The 22,761-nt window shown below is 62.9% G+C and carries 27 protein-coding genes; 12 read left to right on the forward strand and 15 right to left on the reverse strand.

What is annotated here, in order from left to right:
• The first annotated feature begins 51 nt into the window (after positions 1 to 51).
• From MUK72_RS08735 to MUK72_RS08745, 3 genes are all read left to right on the forward strand, one after another.
• On the forward strand, positions 52 to 705 hold the full coding sequence (locus tag MUK72_RS08735; RefSeq protein ID WP_244699026.1) for an HAD family hydrolase: 654 nt from the start codon (positions 52 to 54) through the stop codon (positions 703 to 705).
• 835 nt (positions 706 to 1,540) lie between these two features.
• Positions 1,541 to 1,945 carry a hypothetical protein gene (locus tag MUK72_RS08740; RefSeq protein WP_244699028.1) on the forward strand — a complete coding sequence of 135 codons (405 nt, stop codon included), beginning with the start codon at positions 1,541 to 1,543 and terminating at the stop codon, positions 1,943 to 1,945.
• A gap of 196 nt (positions 1,946 to 2,141) precedes the next feature.
• Positions 2,142 to 3,251, forward strand: coding sequence for a guanosine monophosphate reductase (locus tag MUK72_RS08745; protein ID WP_244699030.1), 1,110 nt, complete (start codon positions 2,142 to 2,144; stop codon positions 3,249 to 3,251).
• Positions 3,252 to 3,423: 172 nt separating this feature from the next.
• Here MUK72_RS08745 and MUK72_RS08750 read toward each other — a convergent pair whose 3' ends face one another.
• Together MUK72_RS08750 and MUK72_RS08755 are read right to left on the reverse strand one after the other, a co-directional pair.
• Positions 3,424 to 4,983 carry an aldehyde dehydrogenase family protein gene (locus tag MUK72_RS08750; RefSeq protein WP_244699032.1) on the reverse strand — a complete coding sequence of 520 codons (1,560 nt, stop codon included), beginning with the start codon at positions 4,981 to 4,983 and terminating at the stop codon, positions 3,424 to 3,426.
• Positions 4,984 to 5,237: 254 nt separating this feature from the next.
• A complete protein-coding gene (locus MUK72_RS08755; RefSeq protein ID WP_244699034.1) occupies positions 5,238 to 5,684 on the reverse strand; it encodes a DUF2240 family protein in 447 nt (148 codons plus the stop codon).
• An 81-nt stretch (positions 5,685 to 5,765) separates the two neighbouring features.
• Between MUK72_RS08755 and MUK72_RS08760 the strand changes: the two genes are divergently transcribed.
• A complete protein-coding gene (locus tag MUK72_RS08760; protein ID WP_244699036.1) occupies positions 5,766 to 6,137 on the forward strand; it encodes a 30S ribosomal protein S8e in 372 nt (123 codons plus the stop codon).
• A gap of 41 nt (positions 6,138 to 6,178) precedes the next feature.
• On the opposite strand, the gene MUK72_RS08765 is transcribed toward MUK72_RS08760, so the two are convergent.
• Positions 6,179 to 7,240 (reverse strand): zinc-dependent alcohol dehydrogenase family protein, encoded by a 1,062-nt coding sequence (locus MUK72_RS08765; RefSeq protein ID WP_244699038.1) that lies wholly within the window; start codon positions 7,238 to 7,240, stop codon positions 6,179 to 6,181.
• A 136-nt stretch (positions 7,241 to 7,376) separates the two neighbouring features.
• Between MUK72_RS08765 and MUK72_RS08770 the strand changes: the two genes are divergently transcribed.
• Positions 7,377 to 8,513 carry an acyl-CoA dehydrogenase family protein gene (locus tag MUK72_RS08770; RefSeq protein ID WP_244699040.1) on the forward strand — a complete coding sequence of 379 codons (1,137 nt, stop codon included), beginning with the start codon at positions 7,377 to 7,379 and terminating at the stop codon, positions 8,511 to 8,513.
• Between the two features lie 91 nt (positions 8,514 to 8,604).
• Positions 8,605 to 9,129, forward strand: coding sequence for a winged helix-turn-helix domain-containing protein (locus MUK72_RS08775; protein WP_244699042.1), 525 nt, complete (start codon positions 8,605 to 8,607; stop codon positions 9,127 to 9,129).
• A 6-nt stretch (positions 9,130 to 9,135) separates the two neighbouring features.
• Here MUK72_RS08775 and MUK72_RS08780 read toward each other — a convergent pair whose 3' ends face one another.
• Genes MUK72_RS08780 through MUK72_RS08800 form a run of 5 tightly spaced genes read right to left on the reverse strand, consistent with a single transcriptional unit; the run spans position 9,136 to position 12,801 of the window.
• The gene (locus tag MUK72_RS08780) at positions 9,136 to 9,558 is read right to left on the reverse strand and encodes a universal stress protein (protein WP_244699045.1); all 423 of its coding nucleotides are present in this window, start codon (positions 9,556 to 9,558) and stop codon (positions 9,136 to 9,138) included.
• A gap of 43 nt (positions 9,559 to 9,601) precedes the next feature.
• Entirely contained in the window at positions 9,602 to 10,042 is a 441-nt protein-coding gene (locus MUK72_RS08785; RefSeq protein ID WP_244699059.1) for a MaoC/PaaZ C-terminal domain-containing protein, read from the reverse strand.
• A complete protein-coding gene (locus MUK72_RS08790; protein ID WP_244699062.1) occupies positions 10,039 to 10,491 on the reverse strand; it encodes a PaaI family thioesterase in 453 nt (150 codons plus the stop codon). Before MUK72_RS08790 ends, MUK72_RS08785 begins: the two co-directional genes overlap by 4 nt.
• The gene (locus MUK72_RS08795; protein ID WP_244699065.1) at positions 10,488 to 11,681 is read right to left on the reverse strand and encodes a 3-hydroxyacyl-CoA dehydrogenase; all 1,194 of its coding nucleotides are present in this window, start codon (positions 11,679 to 11,681) and stop codon (positions 10,488 to 10,490) included. The genes MUK72_RS08790 and MUK72_RS08795 overlap by 4 nt, the downstream gene beginning before the upstream one ends.
• A 52-nt stretch (positions 11,682 to 11,733) precedes the next feature.
• Complete coding sequence (locus MUK72_RS08800; protein WP_244699068.1) at positions 11,734 to 12,801, reverse strand: phosphotransferase family protein; 1,068 nt, start codon at positions 12,799 to 12,801, stop codon at positions 11,734 to 11,736.
• Positions 12,802 to 13,044: 243 nt separating this feature from the next.
• Between MUK72_RS08800 and MUK72_RS08805 the strand changes: the two genes are divergently transcribed.
• Together MUK72_RS08805 and MUK72_RS08810 are read left to right on the forward strand one after the other, a co-directional pair.
• Positions 13,045 to 14,256, forward strand: a complete 1,212-nt coding sequence (locus MUK72_RS08805; protein WP_244699072.1) for an acyl-CoA dehydrogenase family protein — start codon at positions 13,045 to 13,047, stop codon at positions 14,254 to 14,256.
• Between the two features lie 58 nt (positions 14,257 to 14,314).
• Complete coding sequence (locus MUK72_RS08810) at positions 14,315 to 14,713, forward strand: cupin domain-containing protein (protein WP_244699075.1); 399 nt, start codon at positions 14,315 to 14,317, stop codon at positions 14,711 to 14,713.
• A gap of 59 nt (positions 14,714 to 14,772) precedes the next feature.
• Here MUK72_RS08810 and MUK72_RS08815 read toward each other — a convergent pair whose 3' ends face one another.
• Positions 14,773 to 15,258, reverse strand: coding sequence for an HVO_2922 family protein (locus tag MUK72_RS08815; RefSeq protein WP_244699078.1), 486 nt, complete (start codon positions 15,256 to 15,258; stop codon positions 14,773 to 14,775).
• A 50-nt stretch (positions 15,259 to 15,308) separates the two neighbouring features.
• A complete protein-coding gene (locus MUK72_RS08820; RefSeq protein WP_004052097.1) occupies positions 15,309 to 15,554 on the reverse strand; it encodes a glutaredoxin family protein in 246 nt (81 codons plus the stop codon).
• A gap of 73 nt (positions 15,555 to 15,627) precedes the next feature.
• Here MUK72_RS08820 and MUK72_RS08825 point away from each other — a divergent pair, with 73 nt between their 5' ends.
• Together MUK72_RS08825 and MUK72_RS08830 are read left to right on the forward strand one after the other, a co-directional pair.
• Positions 15,628 to 16,104, forward strand: coding sequence for a redoxin domain-containing protein (locus MUK72_RS08825; protein WP_244699081.1), 477 nt, complete (start codon positions 15,628 to 15,630; stop codon positions 16,102 to 16,104).
• A gap of 44 nt (positions 16,105 to 16,148) precedes the next feature.
• The gene (locus tag MUK72_RS08830; RefSeq protein WP_244699086.1) at positions 16,149 to 16,541 is read left to right on the forward strand and encodes a BtrH N-terminal domain-containing protein; all 393 of its coding nucleotides are present in this window, start codon (positions 16,149 to 16,151) and stop codon (positions 16,539 to 16,541) included.
• A gap of 114 nt (positions 16,542 to 16,655) precedes the next feature.
• Here the strand turns inward: MUK72_RS08830 and MUK72_RS08835 are convergent, their stop codons facing one another.
• A complete protein-coding gene (locus MUK72_RS08835) occupies positions 16,656 to 17,825 on the reverse strand; it encodes an ISH3 family transposase (protein WP_244698896.1) in 1,170 nt (389 codons plus the stop codon).
• A gap of 126 nt (positions 17,826 to 17,951) precedes the next feature.
• Here MUK72_RS08835 and MUK72_RS08840 point away from each other — a divergent pair, with 126 nt between their 5' ends.
• Positions 17,952 to 18,542 (forward strand): DUF4872 domain-containing protein, encoded by a 591-nt coding sequence (locus MUK72_RS08840; protein ID WP_244699090.1) that lies wholly within the window; start codon positions 17,952 to 17,954, stop codon positions 18,540 to 18,542.
• 37 nt (positions 18,543 to 18,579) lie between these two features.
• Positions 18,580 to 19,752, forward strand: a complete 1,173-nt coding sequence (locus tag MUK72_RS08845) for a CaiB/BaiF CoA transferase family protein (protein ID WP_244699092.1) — start codon at positions 18,580 to 18,582, stop codon at positions 19,750 to 19,752.
• Here the strand turns inward: MUK72_RS08845 and MUK72_RS08850 are convergent, their stop codons facing one another.
• The 4 genes from MUK72_RS08850 to MUK72_RS08865 are packed head-to-tail and all read right to left on the reverse strand — an operon-like array spanning position 19,753 to position 22,722.
• Positions 19,753 to 20,955 carry an alpha-hydroxy-acid oxidizing protein gene (locus MUK72_RS08850; RefSeq protein WP_244699095.1) on the reverse strand — a complete coding sequence of 401 codons (1,203 nt, stop codon included), beginning with the start codon at positions 20,953 to 20,955 and terminating at the stop codon, positions 19,753 to 19,755. It lies immediately after the preceding gene.
• A 32-nt stretch (positions 20,956 to 20,987) separates the two neighbouring features.
• Positions 20,988 to 21,728, reverse strand: a complete 741-nt coding sequence (locus tag MUK72_RS08855) for an HAD family hydrolase (RefSeq protein WP_244699098.1) — start codon at positions 21,726 to 21,728, stop codon at positions 20,988 to 20,990.
• Positions 21,725 to 22,150 carry a type II toxin-antitoxin system VapC family toxin gene (locus tag MUK72_RS08860; protein WP_244699101.1) on the reverse strand — a complete coding sequence of 142 codons (426 nt, stop codon included), beginning with the start codon at positions 22,148 to 22,150 and terminating at the stop codon, positions 21,725 to 21,727. Before MUK72_RS08860 ends, MUK72_RS08855 begins: the two co-directional genes overlap by 4 nt.
• 20 nt (positions 22,151 to 22,170) lie before the next feature.
• Entirely contained in the window at positions 22,171 to 22,722 is a 552-nt protein-coding gene (locus MUK72_RS08865) for an HTH domain-containing protein (RefSeq protein WP_244699105.1), read from the reverse strand.
• Positions 22,723 to 22,761: the final 39 nt, after the last annotated feature.

Consider the following 22,761-nt stretch of genomic DNA (forward strand, 5'->3'; position numbering starts at 1 on the left):
CGTTCGGGTTCGTCTCGCCACACTCATATCGGAGGAGTGTTTATCGCTACCATGCCCGTCTCGGCGGTCGCTTTCGATCTCGACTACACCCTCGCGGTGCCCGAGCGCGACCGCCAGACGCTGCTCGACGAGGCGACCGCGGCGGTCGGTGCACCTCGCCTCTCGCGCGAGACCTATCTCGACGCCCACCGCCGAAACCTCACGAGCGAGACGCGCGAGGCCATCTTCGCGGAGCTACTCGACGAGGACGATCCCTCGCCAGCGGCGCTCGCCGACGCCTACCGCGAGGCCATCGGCGACGCGCTCGTGCCGGTCGACGGCGTCGAGACGCTCGTTGCCGATCTCCAGGAGAGCTATCGGGTGGGACTGCTCACCGACGGCCCGGTGCGCGCACAGCGATCGAAACTCGACGCGCTCGGCTGGACGGAGCTCTTCGACGTGGTCGTCGTCACCGGGTCGCTCGACGCCGGCAAACCCGACGAACGCGCGTTCCGGTCCGTCACCGACGAGCTGTCGACGCGTGCCGACGAAACGGTCTACGTCGGCGACCATCCGGATATCGACATCGCGGGCGCGCACGCTGCCGGACTCCGGACGGTGCACGTGACCGACGGCGAACCGATCGCGGAGGCCGATGGGGCGGTCGAACGGGGTGCGCTCGCGGCACAGCTTCCGGGTCTGATCGAGTCCTTCTGTAGGGATTAACCACTGCTCTTCATGATTTCACAGAACAGGTCGTTGTCTGGTTGAAATCGGCGTGTGAGACACAGAACGTTATGCAGCCAGCGGTCGTTGCTATAGACAGTCTTACTTCCTCTTCGCTTGATCGCTCTGGATGAGCACTGGACGAGTCACTCTGCGTTGATGTGGCGAATCTCTTTGTCGGTGCAGGTGATCCTTTGATTGGTGCTCTCGTCAGTACAGCCGCCAAGATGAACGTTAGATAGTTCATACACGTTCCACCAGCCTCATTGGCGGACTACAGTACAGACCACCCTGGATCTTAATACTACACTCTACACGCACCCAGCCACTTGCTGCGCGGTCCCTCACGGTCCCGAATTGGCTGTTGGCTAGCGGGATGAGGATGTTGGATGGTATCCTCAGATTGTAGACTGATCTTCTTTGCCCCGTGCAATGACGTGATCTGTAAGCGCCATCACGAGTGCTACAGTGGATACCAATCCGACGTTGTGCGCTGTGGCAACATCGACAATAGTGAGAAGAATCGCAACGATACCCACGACATTGCTCGCCCTTCTGAGAGAGTCAGAGGACCGTGTGAGGTCGTAGCTGAATATCCCGATAATGCCATACCGATTGTGAATTGCACCCAGGTGAAGTCAGACATTGTGCAGGGTCAGTACTAAAAATCTACCTCGTCTAAACTAAGTGTTTCTGCTATAGGGGAGGGGGAATTATTGTGGGCCAACCCCGACACTCACGAAGGTGGGACACAATTTATACGTATTCTAAGAGATCGTGGTACTACCGCAACCGAAGCATAAATTAACCATGAACGAGACAGGCACGTACAGACATGGTGGATTGGGAACTGATTGCCGTGATGTCCCCTATGCTATTGATCCCGGTGATCATACTTCGGTGGTGTTGGCTTGTTCCGAGCGTCTGGCGAGGCGATAAAGAAACCGTTTCCCTTCCAACGGGTCCTGGCTATAAGATCTCTGTAAACGCGCGTAACTACCCGACGTTTGTAGCATCGGTTGTTTGCTTTTTCATGATTGCTCCAATTTGGATTATATTGCCGGAATTCGGATTCGTTCTTCCCCTTTTGCTAGAGCAATTCTTCGGACTGGTGGTGCTTTTGGCTGTTTTTCTGATGGTATTAACACTGATAATCAATGCATTCAACCGCCCGAAATTCATGATACCGCCTCCTCATCGGGACGAGTCCGGTTGGTTGATGAAATGGTGGCATGAATAGCGGTGATTTGACGAAATCGGTATTTCGACCATCCGGCTACGTTATAATCGACTGAGTATTTATCCACCGAGAGATGAGTATGCTGGAGTGGGATTCTCCTGAGAGAGCACACGAGTAGAGCTGTATCCGCAGAGACGAGCAGGGTACCGGCGATTCGAGATGCTTTTCCGGTAGGAATATCTCTATCATCGAGGATATGAACGAGTTACGCACTGGCTTGAGTTATGGAGATGTCCTTCTCGTCCCGAAACGGTCACCGGTCGATAGTCGGAGCGATATCGACCTCTCGACGCCCCTTACTCCGACCGTCAAACTAGACACACCGCTCGTCTCCGCCGCGATGGACACCGTCACGGAAGCAGATCTAGCCGTCGAACTTGCTCGTTCAGGAGGCCTTGGGGTTCTGCACCGATTCCTTTCTCCCGAAGAACAAGCCGCAGAGGTCAAACAGGTCAAGGCAACGGACGAACAGGTAGGCGCAGCAGTCGGTATCAACGAGGATTACGTCGCACGGAGCGCTGCCGTGATCGAGGCCGGTGTTGATGCACTCGTCGTCGACGTGGCCCACGGCCACCTCGACCGAACGCTCGACGCTGTCGAGACCCTCGCTGAGGAGTTTCCTGGCACCGACCTCGTTGCCGGCAACGTCGCGACGCCTGCAGGCGTCGAAGACCTCGCGGCTGCCGGGGCCGATTGTGTCAAAGTCGGTATCGGGCCCGGATCCCACTGCACTACCCGGAAGGTCGCTGGTGCCGGCGTTCCCCAATTGACTGCCGTCGATGATTGTGCAACAGTGGCTGATGATCTCGGTGTTACTATCTGCGCTGATGGTGGGATTCGAACGTCCGGTGATGCAGTGAAGGCTCTCATGGCCGGGGCCGATACCGTGATGCTGGGGAGCCTCTTTGCCGGCACCGAAGAAGCGCCTGGTGCGGTCGTCGAAGTTGAAGGGGCCCAGTACAAGCGATCACGAGGGATGGCAACCACTGCAGCGGCCGAAGACCGTGAGGACAAGCAGAACAACGTCAGCGCCGATGAAGGGGTCGAGGCATTGACTCCGTACAAGGGGTCGCTCACTACCGTGGCCGAGGAATTCTGCGCCGGCATTTGTTCTGGCCTCTCTTACTGTGGTGGCCATACCATATCCGAAGCCCGTGACAACGCGGAGTTCATTCGTGTCGCCCATAGTGCGAAGGAACGCGAAGGATTCCACGCTGATCACGACTGGGAAGGCATCAACGTCGATAGTGAGACAACACAGATCCACGACTCTGACACCGAAGCAACTGCCGACAGCGACGACTGAACAGGTTACTACTCCATCCAAAACCAGTCAGATGGGGTTTTAATGAATGACTAACACGCTATCTCTCGTACCGGAAGATAGATGCCCCAAACGCCGTGAAAAATCGGATCAGCCGTGTCGCTCTGTGACCATCTCCGAATCTCTGGGTCGAGATTTCGACAAAGCCCTCGATTCAGAACGGGTAATCGCGCGGATCGCGCTGAACAGAAATCCATTTCGGTTGGGTGAACTCGTCGAGAATGTATTCACCGTTGAACCGTCCGATTCCTGAGCCTTTGTAGCCGCCGAACGGAACGTGTGGTTCGTCGTTCACCGACTGATCGTTGACGTGAACCATTCCAGCGTCGATGTGATCTGCAACTCGTTCGGCATGAGCTATATCGCCGTACACCGACGACGAAAGACCGAACTCCGTATCGTTCGCCAGTTCGATTGCTTCCTCGTCATCCCCAAACGGGATCACGGGTGCGATGGGTCCGAAGTGCTCGTTACAAGCAGCAGCCATTTCGTTCGTTGCATCCGAAAGCACCGTCGGAAGGACGAAGAGACCGTTCGAATCGCCAAGCGAACTGTCACTGCTGAGATCGCCAGCCGAAACAGTCGTCCCTTCGATATCAGCGGCCGAGACGGCCGCACCACCGGTTTCGAGCGTCGCCCCTCCATCGACCGTCTCCTCGACATATTCGAGCATCTGGTCGCGCTGGCTCTCGTTGATGATCGGTCCGATGACCGTCTCTTCGGTTGCGGGGTCGCCAACGGGGAGGGATTTCGCCTTCTCAGTGAGTCGTTCGACGTATTCGTCGTAGAGCGATTCGTGGACCAGATGGCGATTGATGGAGATACAGATTTGGCCCTGATGGAGGAAGGTTCCGAATGCGCCGGCATCGACCGCGTCGTCCACAGCAGCGTCGTCCAAAACGACGTGTGGGCCGTTTCCACCCAGCTCCATCGCTGGATACGCCTGATGATCGACTGCGTTCTTTGCGACTTCCGTCCCAACGCCGGTCGATCCGGTGAAGGCGATGGCCGACGATGCCGGATGACTCGCCATCCGGTCGCCGATCTCCGACCCGCTCCCAGTGACGACGTTGAGAAGCCCATCGGGCAGTCCGGCGGCCTCGAAGATTCGCGCGATGAGGAGGCCGCCAGTGATTGGCGTATCCGAAGCAGGCTTGAGCACGACGGAGTTACCGGCTGCAAGCGCCGGGGCAACCGCTCGAATCGAGAGATGGAGCGGGAAATTCCACGGCGAGATGACGCCGACCACGCCGACGGGTTCGCGTTTGACGAGGTTCTCCTTACCCTCGATGTTCGACGCGCGATGATCGCCCGAAATCCGTGTCGGAAAGCTCGCGGCCTCTTGGGTGATTCCGGCCGCGCTCTGGAATTCGATACTGCCTTTTATCTTACTGGATCCGGATTCGACGGCCAGCAGTTCGAGGATGTCCTCGCGGTGTTCGCGTAGGAGCGAAACAGCCTGCGAGACGACTTCGGCACGTTCGGCTGGCGACCGCGCTGCCCATTCCGGCTGTGCAGCCGTGGCAGCCTCGTAGGCTTCATTGATGTCTTCTTCGGTCCCGCGTGGAACCTCTGCGAACGCGGTCTCCGTCGCCGGGTTCTCTACTGTAATCGCGTCGCGGTTGTTGGCTGTCCACTCGCCATCGATGTAGAACCGATTCCACTCCGTCTCGACCGAGATTTCCGGTTGCTCAGAGTCAACTGCTTGTGACACACACGAAGATACGTTCTGAATGGATAAGGACCGCTTGGAAGCGGTAATTCACCGTCGCCATCTGGGTCGAGGTTCATCCTAACGCAACCAGATCTATCACGTGTCTGATGTCGGGAGCTTGCTCTTTCATTTAGATTGGGTTCGAAATCACCCTCTGAACCTCACAAAATAGCCGAAAACCATGCCAACCGTTCTATGACGCCCTCAACTGCTAGAACGAGTTCGTAAAAATCTATTGACTAGTCTGTTGGCCTCTAACCGCCGAGTTCGGCGAGCGCGCGATCGGCGGCCTCGTTCACGTCGATGTCGCGCCGTCTGGCGTAGAGCACCGCGGCGGCCTCGATGGTAACGGCGAGGCGCTGCTGGAGTTCGTTGATCTCGGCGACCGCTTCCCGTTTGTCGATGCCGTCGGCGACGAGCGCGTCGAGGACCTGCTCGAACGCCGAGCGCCGGCGCAGCAGTTCCTCGTCGGGGACGAATCCCTCGGGAATCGTCGTGTCCGCGGGATCGAACGTGGGGACGAGCGCCTCGTCGGTGCGTTCGAGCAGCCCCTCGCCGACGGCGATGTCGGCCAGCCGGGTCGCCTGCTCGGGCGAGAACCAGTCGCGATCGAGCGAGAGCGCGACGACGAACTCGCTTTCGGCCAGTTCGCCCTCACCACGACCCTTGAACGGGGCGGCGACGGCGCTGCGAAGGCTCACGACGGATGGGCGGGCGGCGGCGTGCTAAATCCGTCGATGGGCTATCGAGCGATTCAAGTGTGCGCTCGCCCGCGTTTGGATATGAAAGATCAGGGACGCGCACTCAAAAAGCGAACCGGCGGGCGACGGCGACGAACGACGAAGAAGCGCAAACACCAGCTCGGCCGTGAGCCGACCGAGACCCGCGTCGGCGACACGGTGCTGAAGACCGTCGACACGCGCGGCAACACGCGGACGGTCCGCGCGATCTCAATCGACCACGCGAGCGTCGCGATCGACGGCGAGACGCGAAGTGCAGACATCGAGGGCGTTGCCGAGAACCCTGCGAACCCGAACTACGTCCGGCGGAACATCATCACCAAGGGCGCGCTCATCGAGACCAGCGAGGGCACCGCGCGGGTGACCTCCCGACCCGGCCAAGACGGCCAGGTCAACGCCGTTCTCGAAGAGTAGCGGCCACGGAACGCCAATAAAACGTTTCTGCGGTCGTCGATTCAGAAGCTGTCGATGACGGGGATCCCCATCGTCTCGAAATCGTCCATCGCCGCCAGCTTCTCCGAGACGTCGTCGAGCGGGACGGTCTCGGAGACCACCGCGCTCGGATCGAGTGTACCGTCGGCGACCATCCGGAAGATCTCGTCGTAGTTGGTGGGAGCCATCCCGAGCGAGCCGATGAACTCGATTTCACCCATCACCATCGCGTCCGTCGGCAGCGAGACCATCCCCCGCTCGTCCTGCGTCGAGAGGCCGACCTGAACATGTTGGCCGCGGGTGCCGAGACTCAGCACGGAGTTCCGGCAAGTGGTTTCGATGCCGAGCGCGTCCATCGAGACCGCCGCGCCGCCGTCCGCGATGGCTTTCACTTCGTTGGCCGGGTTCTCGACGTCGCTCGCGTTGACCGTCGCGCTCGCGCCGAGTTCTGTGGCTTTGTCGAGTTTTTCGTCCTGGAGATCGACCGCGATGACGTTGCCGCCAAGTGCGTTGGCGATGTGCACGGCCGAGAGGCCGACGCCGCCACAGCCGTGGACCGCCACCCAGTCGCCACCGCCGACGTCGGCGCGGTGGGCGAGCGCGTGAAACGAGGTCATGAACCGGCAGCCGAGCCCGGCCATATCGACCGACGAGACGCCATCAGGGAGCACGACGGCGTTGTGATCGGCTGCCGGGACGTGGAGCTGTTCGGCGAACGCGCCGGGTACCGATTCGACGAAGCCGAGCGGCCGGATGTTCTCGCAGGTGTTGCCGTGGCCAGTGCGACACTGCTTGCAGGTCCCGTCGCCGAGGTTGAACGGCACCGTGACCTGTTGGCCTTCCTGAAGGGTCTCGACCTCGTCGCCGACCGCGACGACCGTGCCCGCCGGTTCGTGGCCGAGGATCTGGCCCTCCTGTGGCTGGATACCGAGCCAGTCCCAGTCGCCCTGCCAGCCGTGCCAGTCGCTCCGGCAGATGCCACAGGCCTCCATTTCGATCACCGCACCCGTCGGCTCCGGATCGGGCGTGTCCACGTCTTGGATGTCGAGCGGTTCGCCGTGTTCTTCGAGGACTGCTGCTCGCATAGCTCGTATGCTATCGATGCCCATCGTAATAGATGTACCGTGTAAACACATCTCATTCTGGATGGTATGGACAGTCGGGTTTCCGTCGTTCACGGATGGCAGGAAGATATTTTTCGCTGGAAACCCATGACCACCTATGGCGTTCCAGCTATCGGGAGAACACGAGGCCATCCGGACGGCCGTCCGCGAGTTCGCCGAGGAGGAGATCGTCCCCGTCGCGCGCGAGCACGACGAATCGGGCGAGTACCCTGAAGAACTCAGACAGGAGGCCGCCGAATACGATTTCGTCGCGCCGAACATCCCCGAGGAGTACGGTGGCGCGGGGATGGACGCGCTCGCGGGATCGATCGTGACCGAGGAGTTCTGGCGCGCCGATCCGGGCATCGGCAGCGCGGTCGGCTCGGCGGGCTTCGGTAGCGACATGCTCATCGAATACGGCTCGGAGTGGATGAAGGAGGAGTGGCTGCCCGAGATCGCCGCCGGCGAAGCGGTCTCGGCGAGCGCTATCTCCGAACCCGCCCACGGCTCGAACGTCGCGGGCATCGAGACCCGTGCGGAGCAGGACGGCGACGAGTGGGTGATCGACGGGAACAAGACCTGGATCACCAACGGCTCGGTCGCGGACGTCGCCATCGTGATGACCAAGACCGATCCCGGCGCTGGTCATCAGGGGATCACGGCCTTTCTCGTACCGACCCATCTGGACGGATTCTCGGCGGAGAAAATCGACAACAAGCTCGGGATTCGGGCCTCGGATCTCGCGGAGCTGCGACTTGACGACGTCAGAGTTCCCGAGGAGAACGTCGTCGGCGAGGTAAACGAGGGGTTCTACCAGCTGATGGAGTTCTTCGCCTCCGGGCGAACGAGTGTCGCCGCCCAAGCCGTGGGGGCCGCACAGGGCGCGCTCGATGCCGCCCGTGAGTACGCGACCGAGCGCGAGCAGTTCGACCAGCCGATCAGCGAGTTCCAGGCCATCCGGCACAAGCTCGCCGAGATGGCGACGAACGTCGATGCCGCACGATCACTCGCCTACCGGGCTGCGAGCGCGGTCGAGAGCGACGCCGACGACGCGGTACGGCTGGCGAGCATGGCGAAACTGTTCGCCAGTGAGCACGCCGTCGACGTGGCCGACGAGGCGATCCAGGTCTTTGGGGGTGCGGGCTACGTCACCGATCATCCCGCCGAGCGCTACTACCGTGACGCGCGCATCACGAAGATCTACGAGGGCACGAGCGAAATCCAGAAGAACATCATCGCCGATCGGCTGGTATGAACGAGAACGGGCCATCGCACGGACGGATTCATCTCCCGAATGCTGACGGAGCGCAAACCGACGGACGAGTCACTGCGGGCGGAGGCCGACGATGAGCGAGGCACCGGAATGGGAGTTCACCGAGCGCGACGTGGTGATCCTGCGCGAGCTCGCAGGCGATCCGCAGGTCTCCTCGCGCCAGCTCACCGAGATCCTCGACGAGAAATACGATATCGACGTCTCGCACGTCACGGTGAGCGAGTCGATCCGGCGCATGCGCGAGGAGGGCGTCTTCCGCGAGGCGATCATCCCAAATGAAGATTTCTTCATCTTCGGACTGTTCGAGTTCAAGTTCAACGCCGAGCACTTCGCCGACGAGTGGCGCGCGGCGATGGAATATATCCGTGACTCGCCGAACACGCTGTTCTACTTCCTCTCCGATGGGGAGTATCAGTGGAAGACGGTGATGATGTTCCCGACGCGCGAGGCCGAATCGCGATGGATCCACGAGTTCTACAAGAAATATGGCGGCGTGGTCTCGAACATCCGCAACTCCGTCGTGACGAACGTTCTCAAGTTCGGAACCGACCCCGAACTGCTCGAAAGCCTGAACGAGGGGCCGCGAACGAGGGAATAGCCGAAATCAGCCGATGATCGTCACCGGGATCGAGACCTTGCGCGCGACCTCCTCGGCGACGCTGCCGAGCAGGAGGCGTCTGGTGCCCGAGCGGCCGTGGCTCCCGATGACGATCTGGTCGATCTCGTTGTCGTCGGCGTACTGGACGATGACGTCGCTCGGCACGCCGCTCTCGGCGGCCGTCGTGATCTCGATGCCGTGCTCGTCGGCCACCGCCTGTGCACTCTCTTGGATCTCGTCGCTCTCCTCGCGCGCTTCCTGCTGCCAGTGCTCGCCGAGGGTGTTGCCCGGCGCGCCGTAGCCCCACTCGGCGGGATCGACGGCGTGGATGGCCGTGAGCTCGTCCCCGGCATGTTCGTCGAGGGCGTATTCGAGCGCCTCGTGTGCCTGTTCCGAGTCGTCGAACGGAACCAGAACCCGCTTGCCCATACATACCCTACCACGAGGCGACAAAAGAAGCTACCGTCGATCGTCAGCGCACCAGCGAGAGCAACTCGCAGGAGAGCACGGTCTCGCCGTTCTGATCGAGTACCTCTACGCCATATCTGATCGTCCCGTTCGCCCGCGGGTGCTCGCGTTCCGCCTTTTCGAGCACCTCGGTTTCGACGTGGATGGTGTCACCGATGTAGGTCGGGGCGGAAAATCGGAGCGCATCGACCCCGTAGAACGCGATGACGTCGTCGCGCTGTTCGGGTGTTCTGGACTGCCAGAGCAATCCCGTCATCACCGAGAAGACGAACGCGCCGTGGACGATCCGCTCGCCGTATTCCGTATTCGCCATCCGCTCCGCGTCGGTGTGGTGATGGTTGAAATCACCGCTCACGCCCGCGAAGTTCGTCACGTCGGCTTCCGTCACCGTCCGCCGCGCAGTCGTGCTCGTCTCGCCCTCGTCGATCGATTCGAAGGTGCTCATCGCCCCTCCCGGAAGAGTCGGTAGCTCGTGCGCCCGACCGCGACGTCCTTCTCCTCGCCGCTCGGCGCGATGCTCGACACGGTTGCATCCGTCACACCCATCGACCCGCCCGCGCGGACGACCTCTGCCTCGACAGTCAGATCGTCGGTCGCGGGGCGGAGATAGGAGACGTTCAGATCCGTGGTCGTGAGCGCCGCGCCCTGGGGATTCTCGAACGTCGATCGGAGCGCGAACCCGCTCGCGGTATCGACGAGCGTGGCCGCCACGCCCCCGTGGACGTTCGCCTCGCCGCCGGGCACGAGGTTGGTGAACTTCTCGTCGTAGGGCACGCGGAGCACGACGCGGCCATGCTCGATCGTCTCGATCTCGATACCGAGCCAAGAGAAGAAGCCGTGCTCGCCGATGATGGCTTCGAGCTGGCTCCGCTCGGCCGGCGAGAGGTCGCTCATCGACCCCCGGAGACCGGCTCGCCGTTCTCGTACTCGTAGAACCCGCGTCCGCTCTCCTGTCCCGTGTTCCCGTTCTCGACCAGTTCGACGAGATAGTCGGCCGGCTCGAAGCGCTCCTCGCCGGTCGTCTCGTGGAGCGCTTCGAGTTTGTCTAGGAACGTGTCGAGTCCTTCCCGGTCGGCACGCCGGCACGGCCCCTCCGAGAAGCCAGCGCCGAGTCGCATGCCGGTGTCGATCGCTTCGGGAGTCGCCACGTCCATTCCGACGAGCTTCGCGGCCTCGTTGACCATCCGAGCCTCCACCCGGAGAGTGTCGAACTCCTCGCCGTCGCTCGCTTCGTAATCCGCGCCGTCACCGTCTTCGTAGTCGTAGTAGCCCTTCCCTGTCTTGCGGCCCAGTTCCTCGGCCTCGACCCGCTCCTCGATCACCGGCGGGTTGGTGATGCCGGCCTCCTCACGGACCGAGTAGCCGATGTCGATTCCCGTCAGATCGGCGAGCTCGAACGGCCCCATCGGGTAGCCACGGCGGTGGACCATCGCGGCATCGGCTTCCCGGATGGTGGCCTCGTCGTTGGAGACCATCCAGGCGGGTTCGACCATGAACGGTCCCAGAACGCTGTTGACGACGAACCCCTGCACGTCCCTCTGCACGTAGATCGGCGTCTTGCCTAGCGATTCGACGAAATCGTGGGCTGTCTCGGCGGTCGCGTCGGACGTCCGCTCGCCGTAGATCACCTCGACGAGATCCATCTTGACCGGCGGGTTGAAGTAGTGGGTGCCGACCACTTGCTCCGCCCTGTCGGTGGCGCTCGCGATCTCAGTGATCGACAGCGAAGAGGTGTTCGAGGCGAGGATCGCCCCGTCGGGCGCGAGCTCGTCGAGCTCGGCGTAGATCTCCTTTTTCAGCGCCATTCGCTCGGGGGCGGCTTCGACGACCAGATCGGCGTCGCCAACCGCTTCGGCGAGATCGGTCGTCGTGTCGATACGTGCGAGCACGTCGTCGGGATCGTCGATCGCTCCGTTCTCGGCGAGTTTCCCGACGCTCCACTCGATGTTCTCGGAGCCCGACTCGATCAGGTCTGTCTCGATGTCGCGCATCGTCACGTCGTAGCCACCGAGCGCGACGACCTCGGTGATGCCGTGGCCCATGTTGCCCGCGCCGAGCACCGCCACCCGTTCGATGTCCGTCATGGTCTTTCGAGCGATCGGCAGCGGTTTAACTTTCCCGTCGCCGGCGACCCGTTCATAGCGGCTCCTCCCCCTCGATGATGCGCACCGCGCGATCGGCGAGTTCGGGCACGCCCGTCTCCATCTTCGGATAGAGCGGGTCGTCGGCGTTACCCTCCAGGTAGCGCCGGAAGAACATCTCGCCGAGCCCGGCGAGCTTGTAGACCGCGAGCGCCCGATAGAACCGATCGTTCTCGTACTCGATCCCCGTCCGCTGCTCGTAGCGCTCGACGAGCTCCTGCCGACTGGGATAGCCCTCGCGGGTCATGAACGTCGCGGTGAGCGAGTCGGTCGCCGCCGGGGGTTCGGGATCGCCCTCGTCCCACCAGTACGACAGCAGCCAGCCGAGATCGACGAGCGGGTTGCCGAGCGTGCTCAGCTCCCAGTCGAACACCGCGACGATCTCTGGTGGCGTTCCCGGCCCGAACATCACGTTGTCGAGCTTGTAATCGCCCTGGACGAGCGTGTGCGTCGGCGCGTCGGGGACGTTCTCGGTCAGCCATTCCATCACGTCGTAGAGCGCGGGCACCTCGCGCTCCTCGCTCGTCACGTCGAACGCCCAGGTCAACTGCTCGGACCAGCGGCTCACCTGCCGCTCGGTGAACCCCTCGGGATGGCCGAACTCGCCGAGGCCCACCTTCTCGTAGTCGACCGCGTGGATCTCGGCGAGCCCGTCGACGAGTTCCTCGCCGATTCGTCGCCGGTGATCGGGCGTGGCGAAACGCTCGGGCTCACCCTCGCGCAGCACGTCGCCCGCGACACGCTCCATCACGTAGAAATCACAGCCCAAGATCGAGTGATCCTCACAGGCCAGAACGGTGGGTGGCACTCTGACCGGCGTGTCCTGGAGCGCGTCCATCACGCGATACTCCCGCAGCACGTCGTGGGCGGTGTCGGCGACCTCGCCGGGCGGCGGTCGGCGAACCACGAGGTCGCGATCGCCCCACTCGACGAACAGCGTCTCGTTCGAGTGGCCCTCCTGATGGTGCTGAACGTCGAACGCCTCGACCGCCCCGAGCTCGCACTCGAAGTAGTCGGCGAGCGACTCCCGATCGACGATGCGCGCGAAATACTCGTCGCTCATCGGTCCCCCGGATTCGGCGGCGATTGCGATCTCGTTACCATTGGTAGATCGGTTGTGCGCCCGGCTACGAATATCTACTGGACACATCTACGGCAACCGACACTTCTGTCGGCATTCCCCGTCGTCTGCGGCCTCATGTGGCCGATGACTTCGATCGGCGAAATCAGTCACATTCACCGACTGTGTGTGGAATCGTCAGTAATCGCCCTACCGTTTTACAATGTAGTGCCGAGAAGAGGGTGCATGGACTACGACGACTCGGCGACCGCACAGGAACTGCGCGATCGCGCCCGTGAATTCATGGATGAAGTCGTGCTACCGAAGGAGCGCGCCAACGCCGCTGGCAGCGTCTCCCAGGAGACGATCGACGAACTACGAGAACAGGCCCGCGAGTACGACGTGTATGCACCCCAAATCTCCGAAGAGCATGGTGGAATGGGGATCGCGCTGCGGGACGTGCTACCGCTGTTCGAGGAGGCGGGTCGAAGCCTCCTCGGCGCGCCCGCGATGCGTGTCGACGCACCCGACGAGGGGAACATGCACACGCTCGAACTCGTCGGCACCGGGGCACAGAAAGAGGAGTGGCTCGATCCGCTGGTGGCGGGCGAGATTCGTTCTGGTTTCGCGATGACCGAACCAGCTCCCGGCGGCGGATCGGACCCGAAGATGCTTCGCACGACGGCCGAAAAGGAAGACGGTGAGTGGGTCATCGATGGCCACAAATGGTGGACGACACAGGGCAGCGCGGCCGACGTACTGCTGGTGATGGCTCGCACCGACGAGGAGGCCCACCCCTACGCCGGCTGCTCGATCATCCTCGTGCCGACCGACACGGAGGGCGTCGAGATCGTCCGCGACATCCCCCATCTCGGCCAGGATCTCATGCCCGAGAGCCACGCCGAGATCCGCTTCGACGGGGTGCGCGTGCCCGAGGAGAACCTCCTCGGCGAGGAAAACGAGGGGTTCACCGTCGCTCAGCAGCGCCTCGGGCCTGCGCGACTGACCCACTGCATGCGCTTTTCCGGGATGGCCGATCGCGCGCTCGACGTGGCGAAAGCCTACATGAACGAGCGCGAGGCGTTCGGCTCGTCGCTTGCGGACAAACAGGCCCAGCGGTTCGCGATCGCGGAGGCCGAAACCCGTCTGCACGCCGCGCGGACGATGGTGAGGGACGCCGCGACGAAGCTCGACGCCGGTGAGGAGGCCAGAGTCGAGGTCTCGATGAGCAAGGTCTTCGCCGCCAACGTCGCCCAGGAAATGATCGATCTCGCGATCCAGTGCTGTGGTGGGGCCGGCATCAGCAGGGACCTGCCGCTCGCTGACTTCTACGATGCGGTGCGTGCCTTCCGCATCGTCGACGGGGCCGACGAGGTCCACAAGCGAACCATCGCGCGCGCAGCCTTCGAAGACACCGACTCGGCCGAGATCGAGGCGGTTCCGCGTTTCGACGGCTGATCGTCGGGTTCGGACTGGCCGGGCACAACCTTTTGCGCCGGCCGACTGTCGATGACGCATGGACCACGGAATCGTACACACGGACGACGTGCGCGTCACCGACCTCTCCGACGTCGAGGAGCTCCCGCCGGATCTCGACATCCGTTCGGTCGACGACGCGCTCGGCACCGACGAGACGAACGTCAAACTCTGGTATTTCGACCCCGGCGAGGAGATCCAGTACCACGCCCACGCCGAACAGGAGGAGCTCTACTACATCGTCGAAGGCGAATTTTCGGTCAAACTCGGCCGCTCGGGCGAGGAGGAGATCCACGAGGTCGGCCCGGGTACGTTCTACGCTGCCGGGCCCGAGATCGGCCACGGCCACCGCTATCTGGGCGACGATCAGGGGATCGTGCTCGCCATCGGCGCGCCGGCCGTCGAGGATGCCGGGCTCGACCCGCACGACCTCGACTAAGCGCTCTCGCCGTCACTCCGGTTCGCGCCATCGCTCCAGCCACCCCACTTCCGGCCGCCCTACTCGGAGACAACGTCGGCGTCGGGGGCGTTTTGCATCACGCTTCGCATCCCCTTGAGCGCGTTCTGCTTGCTCGTGTAGCCCTCGCCGCCCGTGGCGATGATGTTCCCGTTCCGGTGGACGAGCCGCCAGCGCCACTCGCTCGCTCTGTCCCGAAAGACCTCGAAACGACCGAGGCTCTGAGCGGGTTCGGCTCCGGTATCGTCGCTCTCTGCGGACTCTCCCTCGGCGGCCGCCGAAACATTCTCACCCTCCTCGTGCTCGTTCCATTCGAGCTCCAGTTCCAAACTGCATTTCCCGGACTCACGTTCGACCTCGATCTCGAACGTCGGGGTCGCCGGCGGGTCGATATCGATCGACTGTGCCCCGTCTTCGAGCGTCACCGGTCCATCGTTTTCGAGCGCCGTCGCCAGCGACCTGAGCACGCCAGCGATATCCGTACGGCTCCGCTGACGCTCGCTTTCGAACAGTGTTTCGTCGGCCATACCGTCGTTCCAGGCGGCGCGAGGATAAAAGAGTGGGAGGGGTATCCGGATCAGGCCGCGGCGTACGAACGATCGAGGTGTTCGACGATGCGATCGGATTCGCTCATCGTGATGCCGCGCTCGTCGTCGACGAGCACCGGGACGTCGCGCTGGCCGGAGACGCGCTTCACCTCGTCGCGTTTGGAGTGCAGCGCCTCGACCCAGATGCTGTCGAAGTCGATGTCCAGATCGTCGAGGCGATCGACGACGGCTTCACAGTGCGGGCAGCCTTCGAGACGGTAGAGCGTGATTGCCATGCCCCGTGTCCGATGGCCACGGACAAAAACCTCCCGCCGACGGCGTTTTGTGCCCGTCCGTCCAGCATGAGACATGCCACCATCCGAGGGCAAGCGCGCGCCCGATTTCACGGCGCTGCTCTGTGACGGCGAGACCTTCCACACGGCCAGCCTCTCGAACGTTTGCGACGGCGGCTGCGTGGTCGTCTTCTACGGCTTCTCGTTCAGCGCCATCGACGAGAACTGGTGGAAGCGCTACGAGCGCGCCGGCTGGAACGAGTTCGAAATCCCTGTCGTGGGTGTGAGTCGCGAGGGCCCCTACGCGCAGAACGCCTTCATCCGCTATCTCGACAGTCCCTTTCGACTGTTCAGCGACGGCGAGGGGGTGGCCGCCGAGGCGTACGATTTGCTCACGACGCGCTCGGGGATGGGCGAGACGCGAACCGCACGCCGTGCCGTCTTCGTTCTCGACGAGAATCGGCGCGTCGTCCACCGCTGGCTCGGCGAGGACTGGATCTCGCCCGTCCCGCGCGCGGAGATCGAGGCAGCTGTCGCCGAACTCACCGGATAGGCAGCGCCGACACGGCTATGGCGCGGACGCGCGAGGAAGTCGGTATGTCGATCGCCGACTACCCACACCGACCGGGTGCACACTGCGGGTCGGCCTCGTTGCGCAACCTGGCGGCGCGCTACGGCTGGGGGTTCGACGAGCCGCTCTGTTTCGGTCTCGGGGCTGGCATCGGCTTCGGCTACTACGAGAAGGGCCCCGCCAGCCGCACCATCATGGGCCGAACCTCGTGGCTCGAATCGAGCTTCTTCGACACCCTCGCGATCCCGTTTGCGGAGGAAGACGGATCAGACTGGGAGACGGCTTGGGAGGCCGTCAACGCGCGAATCGTGGGCGGAACACCCGTCGTGCTGTTCGCCGACCTATACTCAGTACCTCACAAAGCTCGTCGGTTGACTGCTTCTGAGTGTGAATTCGGTGGAGAAATCGGTGCCGAGTAACTGCTGAGGAGGGTTGTTCGACACCGAGAGCATCAAACCTGTCGCAGTCGGCGGCGGAACGCCGCCGACGCAACGGTGTTGCCACTCGCTGAGTAGGCGTTCCCGGTCGGTGGATTACCGCTCGAAGCGGTCGTCCGGTGGCTTGTTTGCGGGGACGGCGCGACGCACCGCGAGCGCCGTCTCCGCTGCTCTCCGCACCATTCCGAGGAATTCATCGAATCGCCACGGCCAGAGGCGTCGCGCGCCTCGGCGCGGCGACGCCACGTACTCCCAGTGGAGATACCGCCACGCATTCTGGAGGAGGTAGCTGATCAGCACGTACAGAAACCTCACCGCCGGATTCTGTGTCGTCGTCATCGCAATACTTCGTTCGGACAACCGGTAGGTCGATTCGATCCCGAAGCGTCGGCTGTAGTACTTCCGAGCCTGACGCGGTGTGTCGATGAACGGCGCGTCAACGGCGTAGCCGTGACGCGCCACACCTTCCTCGTCGTACTTTCCTTGTTGGTACGTACAGTCGATGTAGACCGGGAAATCGACGGTCCACGTGTGACCGTCGATTTCCCCTCGGAGGTCGTGGTCGATCACGCGGCTCCAGCCTTCACTCAGTTCGGTCTGAATCTTCTCGCCCCACTTCACGATCGGCATGACGAAAGCGTAGTTGTGGGCAGCGAGCAGCGTCAGACAGTACGTATCGTAGAATTCCCGATCGAGGTAGACGGCCTTGACTTCAAGGTTAAGGCCGTTGAGCACGCCGAGCAGTTCCGCGAGGATCGAGCTGGCGGTGTCGCCGTCGGTGAGACGGCGCACCGCCAGCGTGTAGCGTTTGTTGCGTACGCGGGCGTAGAGTGTGGCATAGCCGTGGAACGTGGTCGTTCCAGCTTTGGCGAGTGACTCGTAGAGTTCTTCCTTGGAGTCGTACTCCTCGCCGTAGTACGGACGGAGGTGGAGGTCGGCGACGACCTCCACCGGCCGATCCGGAAGGAGTTCGAGGGTATCCTGTTGGATGAGCGTCTTGCCGACTCGTTCGAGCTCTGCGAGCTCGAACTTCGTCCGGAGGTGATGGAGAATCGTATTGCCGTGGGGTGAGTCCTCTGAAATCTCACAGAGGTGACTGACCGAGTCCTCGTCGGCTGTTGCGCCGACGAGGACGTCCCAGATGTCCTTGGAGTCGATATCGGCGTTCTCGCCGAGTCCGATATCGATCTCCTCGTTGAGCGTGTTGACGAGAAAGTTAAGCACCTGGTCCTCTGTGAGTTCACTGGCTGCTTGGTTGGCCTCCATCAATCCACCAAGCAGCCCGTTCACCTAACCCGCTTTGTGAGGTACTGATACTACCTCGACTACTACGGAACTGACACCCACTTCGGCCCGCACACGCTCGTCTGCCTCGGCACCGAGGGAGACGACGTGCTGCTCTCGGACAGCGAGTTCGAGACCGTCCAGCGGCTGCCGATCGACCGCCTCCGGCAAGCATGGGGCTCGGAACACGGCTTCGTCGGGCCGCTGTCGAACCGCTGGCTCGCTGTCGATGGCGAGCGACCGTCGCCGAACACGTCGATCGAGTGCGCAGCGCGGGCGGCGATCGCACGGGCGGCGAAGGGCATGCTCACCGACGATGAATCCGGCGCGTGGGGCACGCAGGGCGTGGCAGGGATTCGCCGGTTCGCACGCGAGCTTCCCGAGTGGACGAAGCTGGACGACGCGTCCTGGACTGCACGCTTTGCCTACCAGAACATCGAGCGCCGCGGCACCGGCGGCGGTGCGTTCCGGCGGCTGTACGCCGATTTCCTCGCTCAGCTCGATTTCTTAGACGACTCGTTCGCCGATCGAACCCGCGCGATCGCCGACGACTGGAGCGCACTCGGCGACACGCTTCGTGCGGCGAGCGAGACGCCGACCGTGGAGCTCTTCGAGCGCGCGAGCGAGCAGGCTGCGGCCATCGCCGACCGCGAAGAGGAACTGTTCGCTGATCTCCGCGAGGGGCTGGAAGAAGATTGACGCGAAGGATTATCACCCAGCCGCCGGAGCATTGGGTATGCGACTCGATGGCGTTCGCGTGCTCGATCTGACGCGTCACCTGCCAGGTCCGTACGCCACCCAACTGCTCGCCGACGCCGGAGCGGAGGTCGTCAAGATCGAGGACACCGCCACCGGTGATCCGACCCGCTGGATGAGCTTCGAGAGCGAGGGGAGCGACGGAACGCTGTTCGAGGCGGTCAATCGGGGCAAGCGAAGCGTCGCGCTCGACCTCAAGAGCGATGCGGGGCGCGAGGCGTTCTTCGACCTCGTGAGCGATGCCGACGCGCTGATCGAGGGGTTCCGGCCGGGCGTCACCGAACGCCTCGGCGTCGACGACGACTCGGTTCGCGAGCACAACCCCGAGATCGTCTATTGCTCGCTGTCGGGCTACGGACAGACCGGGCCGTACCGGACCCGTGCGGGCCACGATTTGAACTACGCCGCCTTTTCGGGCCTGCTCGACATGACCCGTGCCGACGAGAGCGCGACACCACAGGTGCCGGGCGTTCCGGTCGGCGACATGGCCGGCGGGCTCTTCGCCGCGTTCTCGATCGTCGGCGCGCTCTGTTCGCGCGCGCTCGGCAACACCGGTGGGGAGTACCTCGATATCGCCATGACTGACGTGTTGCTCTCCTTTTCGCAAGCGCTCGCGCCCGACGCGCTCGCGGGCGAGACGCCACGTCCCGGGAAGACGGCTCTCACGGGGGAGTTACCCTGGTACGGGATCTACGAGACTGCCGACGGGAAGTTCGTCTCGATCGCAGCGCTCGAACCGCCCTTCTGGAACGCGTTCTGCGAGACCGTCGGCCGGGAGGACCTCGTCGAGACACACATGACGGACGACGCGGCGACGCGTGCGGCGCTGCGCGAGGAACTGACCGAGCTGTTCGCCGCGAAGACCCGCGACGAGTGGACCGAGACGTTCGCGGATAGCGACGCAACCGTCGAGCCGGTTCGCACCCTGCCGGAGGCGCTCGACCATCCGCAGACCGACTCGCGGGGGATCGTCGAGCGGACACAGTGGCCACAGCGCATCGTCTTTCCGGCGCGGTCGTCCGATCACGCCGACCCCGCAGCGGGCGTTCCGGGACACGGTGCACAGACCGGAGCGGTGCTCCGCGAGGCGGGTTACACCGATCGCGATATCGCGGAGCTGCGCGAGTCAGAGGCCGCGGTTTTCGGCGAGTGATCAAGGATCGTCCACGCCCGATGGCTGCCGATCGAGCAGTATCGATCGGTCGAGCTCGCCGAAGCTCGTGTGGCCCGCGAGCGCGAGCGTGAGATCGAGATCGGCGCGGAAGTTCTCGAGGACGCTTCCGACGCCGGCCTCACCGTCGAGCGCCAGTCCGTAGGCGTAGGGCCGCCCGAGCAGGACGGCGTCGGCCCCGAGCGCGATTGCTTTCACTGCGTCCGCACCGCCGCGAATCCCGCTGTCGAAGAGTACGGGCGTGTCCTCGACCGTCTCGACGATGCCCGGCAGCGCGGTGAGTGCGCCGATCGCGCCATCGACCTGCCGGCCGCCGTGGTTCGAGACGATCACGCCATCGGCACCGCATTCGACGGCCCGTTCGGCGTCGTCCGGATGGAGTACGCCCTTGACGAGCAGGGGGAGGTCGGTCTCCGTGCGGAGGCTCGCCAGATCGTCCCAAGTGAGCGAGGGATCGCCGAAGATATCGATGAACTCCATGAGCGCCGTACCTTCGTTCTCCTCGGGCGGGACGTCGAGGCGCTCGCGGAAGGCCGGATCGGAGACGTAGTTCGCCACACCCTCGCCGTCGAGGAAGGGGAGATAGCCCTGCTCGATGTCGCGCTCGCGCCAGCCGAGCAGGGGCGTATCGAGCGTGACGACGATCGCGTCGTAGCCGGCGTTCTCGGCGCGCTCGACGAAACTGCTCGTGATGTCGGGGTCGGCCGACCAGTAGAGCTGGAACCACTTCGGGGTCTCCCCCAGCTCCTCGGCGACCTCCTCCATCGTGTACGACGACGCCGAACTGAGCACCATCGGGACGTCGTGCTCGGCCGCGGCCCGCGCGACCGCGAGCTCGCCCGCCTCGTGGACGATCGAGAGCACGCCGAGCGGGGCGAGCAAGACCGGGAGATCGAGTTCGGTCCCGAAGAGATCGACCTGGAGGTCCCGTTCGGCAACGTCACGGAGCATTCGCGGGACGATCCGCCAGTCGGCGAACGCGCGGCGGTTCTCGGTGATCGTGTCCTCGGTGCCGGCCCCGCCGGCGACGTAGGCCGCCGCTTCATCGCTCATCGCGGCCATCGCTCGCCGTTCGAGCTCCTCGTACCGAACCGGATGCTCGGGCGGGTCGTCGGCGAGCATCCCTGACGCGTAGACGTTCCGCTGGCGGTGTTCGCCGTAGGGTTTCGAGGAATCGTCACTCATGTGAATTCCTGGCACGGCCGGCACAAGTAGTTTCACCCGTCGTCGATACCGACGAGATCGACGATTTCGAGCGGATCCTCGACCCGGTACGTGACGGCCGGATCGTCGGGGGCGGCCTCGCTCGCGCTGCCGCCGAACGCGACGGTATCGATGCGCATCCGTGCTGCGCCCTGCATGTCGTTCTCGTAGCGATCGCCAACCATCAGCGCCGCGGCGGGTTCGACGCCCGCCTTTTCGAGCGCGGTCTCGAACATCGCCGGGTCGGGTTTCGTCCGGCCGACCTCCTCTGAGGTCGTCACCGCGTCGAGCCGGTCGGCGACGCCGAACTGCGAGAGCAGCGCCTCGCCCTCCCAGGTGTCGATGTCGCTCACGATGCCCTGGTGGACGTGGGTTTCGAGCCGGCGGATCGCCGCAACGGTTCCCGCAACCGGTTCGAGGTTCTCGCGGGTTGCACGCTTGAAGGCCGGCAGCCACTCCTCCTCGGGCAGTTCGTGCCCGACCATCGCCGTGACCGCGTGCTCGTAACCGACCCGCGCGCTGCGGAACTCGGTGCCCTCGCGCGTACTGAAATGCGATCCCAGTTCGTCGCGCCACGTGGCGAGCGCTTCCTCCCTATCGAGTTCGTGTTCGTCGGCGAGTGCTCCGACGAACGCACGGTGGCCCGCACGGACCGAGTCGAGATCGAGAATCACGCCGCCGATGTCCCAGAAGACCGCCTCGTAGCCCGTCGATAAATTGGTTTGATTACAACGATCTGCGTGATTGGGTGTCATGGTTCGCCCGTGTCTCCTGGAACCAGTGTGAGTCCGGGCGTTCGAAAGTCGTCATCGAATGCAAAGATGCGTTCGATGTCATGCTCGTCCGCAAGCACGCCGCTCAGATGATCAACGAACGAAATATCGTGGTCGTTGTAACGACCGAACTCCTCACGTGCTGCTGCGTAGATCTCTTTTGAGACGGTAAGAAAGGTAAACGATTCAGATGTATAGACTGCATCGAACGCACGTATCGCCTCGCGGTGGCCATCGTTGTAGAGGATGAGCGTTGCTAGCTCCGAGAGGACGTAGCGGCTCGTAAACAATGGCTGATATGGGAGTGACTGCGAACGAATCGACTGAAATATAGCTTCGGCATTGTTGTGGTTGTCGTCAGACTCCTTGAACCATGCATAAAACGCGCCGGTATCGATGAACAACGGACGTACAGATCGAACGCTCATTCGCCGTTGCCGCGCTCACGATACAGATATCTGTCGACATTGGATGATACGTCCGACGGTTCATCGGGAGGGAGCATTCCGGAGGTTTCCCAGAACGAATCATCGGATGCAATCTCGTTCGCAAAGGCGTCAGTCGATGCCTCGCTTTTGTTCACACCGCGTGTTTCCGAACGTTGCGATGGCAGAGAACGAACAAGAGTTCGTTCGAGAGTGCTGTAGAGTCGACTCACAACCGCTTCAACTAGGCCGACAACGTGCTTGTAAATCCTAGTGTTCTGCTTGGACAGGCGTTCAACGATGTCTGAGGCTACACGATCGGCAACCAGGTTCGTCCGCCACCATACTTTCGCCTTGCCGTCCATCGTTTTACTCGCAATTTTACCCTGCTCGGCAAGTAGAAGGAGTGTCCTGCGTACTGCTCGACGCGAACAGCCGAGCATGTTGGCGATCTCTCCAGTTGTGAGCGGTTCACTCCGGTCATCCCGCTGATCAAACGTATCAAGCACCTCCTCTGGAGTGACCGATTGTCTTCGCTCGGACTGTTCCATGTCCCGACCAAAGGGATGGTCAGATTTGGCTCTTTCCCT

This window comes from Halococcus dombrowskii, from assembly GCF_022870485.1.
Classification (GTDB): Archaea; Halobacteriota; Halobacteria; order Halobacteriales; family Halococcaceae; genus Halococcus; species Halococcus morrhuae.

Bases quoted from the DNA above. Each gene is read 5' to 3' on its own strand.
- MUK72_RS08765 (WP_244699038.1), bottom strand. From the start codon at position 7,240: ATGCGAGCAGCAGTCCTCGAAGAACACGGCGAACCGCTCGACATCCAA.
- MUK72_RS08785 (WP_244699059.1), bottom strand. From the start codon at position 10,042: ATGAGCACCTTCGAATCGATCGACGAGGGCGAGACGAGCACGACTGCG.
- MUK72_RS08830 (WP_244699086.1), top strand. From the start codon at position 16,149: ATGTCGATCGCCGACTACCCACACCGACCGGGTGCACACTGCGGGTCG.
- MUK72_RS08745 (WP_244699030.1), top strand. From the start codon at position 2,142: ATGAACGAGTTACGCACTGGCTTGAGTTATGGAGATGTCCTTCTCGTC.
- MUK72_RS08825 (WP_244699081.1), top strand. From the start codon at position 15,628: ATGCCACCATCCGAGGGCAAGCGCGCGCCCGATTTCACGGCGCTGCTC.
- MUK72_RS08760 (WP_244699036.1), top strand. From the start codon at position 5,766: ATGAAAGATCAGGGACGCGCACTCAAAAAGCGAACCGGCGGGCGACGG.
- MUK72_RS08790 (WP_244699062.1), bottom strand. From the start codon at position 10,491: ATGAGCGACCTCTCGCCGGCCGAGCGGAGCCAGCTCGAAGCCATCATC.
- MUK72_RS08795 (WP_244699065.1), bottom strand. From the start codon at position 11,681: ATGACGGACATCGAACGGGTGGCGGTGCTCGGCGCGGGCAACATGGGC.
- MUK72_RS08820 (WP_004052097.1), bottom strand. From the start codon at position 15,554: ATGGCAATCACGCTCTACCGTCTCGAAGGCTGCCCGCACTGTGAAGCC.
- MUK72_RS08780 (WP_244699045.1), bottom strand. From the start codon at position 9,558: ATGGGCAAGCGGGTTCTGGTTCCGTTCGACGACTCGGAACAGGCACAC.
- MUK72_RS08775 (WP_244699042.1), top strand. From the start codon at position 8,605: ATGAGCGAGGCACCGGAATGGGAGTTCACCGAGCGCGACGTGGTGATC.
- MUK72_RS08810 (WP_244699075.1), top strand. From the start codon at position 14,315: ATGGACCACGGAATCGTACACACGGACGACGTGCGCGTCACCGACCTC.
- MUK72_RS08770 (WP_244699040.1), top strand. From the start codon at position 7,377: ATGGCGTTCCAGCTATCGGGAGAACACGAGGCCATCCGGACGGCCGTC.
- MUK72_RS08735 (WP_244699026.1), top strand. From the start codon at position 52: ATGCCCGTCTCGGCGGTCGCTTTCGATCTCGACTACACCCTCGCGGTG.
- MUK72_RS08845 (WP_244699092.1), top strand. From the start codon at position 18,580: ATGCGACTCGATGGCGTTCGCGTGCTCGATCTGACGCGTCACCTGCCA.
- MUK72_RS08855 (WP_244699098.1), bottom strand. From the start codon at position 21,728: ATGACACCCAATCACGCAGATCGTTGTAATCAAACCAATTTATCGACG.
- MUK72_RS08805 (WP_244699072.1), top strand. From the start codon at position 13,045: ATGGACTACGACGACTCGGCGACCGCACAGGAACTGCGCGATCGCGCC.
- MUK72_RS08815 (WP_244699078.1), bottom strand. From the start codon at position 15,258: ATGGCCGACGAAACACTGTTCGAAAGCGAGCGTCAGCGGAGCCGTACG.
- MUK72_RS08835 (WP_244698896.1), bottom strand. From the start codon at position 17,825: ATGGAGGCCAACCAAGCAGCCAGTGAACTCACAGAGGACCAGGTGCTT.
- MUK72_RS08850 (WP_244699095.1), bottom strand. From the start codon at position 20,955: ATGAGTGACGATTCCTCGAAACCCTACGGCGAACACCGCCAGCGGAAC.
- MUK72_RS08865 (WP_244699105.1), bottom strand. From the start codon at position 22,722: ATGGAACAGTCCGAGCGAAGACAATCGGTCACTCCAGAGGAGGTGCTT.
- MUK72_RS08800 (WP_244699068.1), bottom strand. From the start codon at position 12,801: ATGAGCGACGAGTATTTCGCGCGCATCGTCGATCGGGAGTCGCTCGCC.
- MUK72_RS08740 (WP_244699028.1), top strand. From the start codon at position 1,541: ATGGTGGATTGGGAACTGATTGCCGTGATGTCCCCTATGCTATTGATC.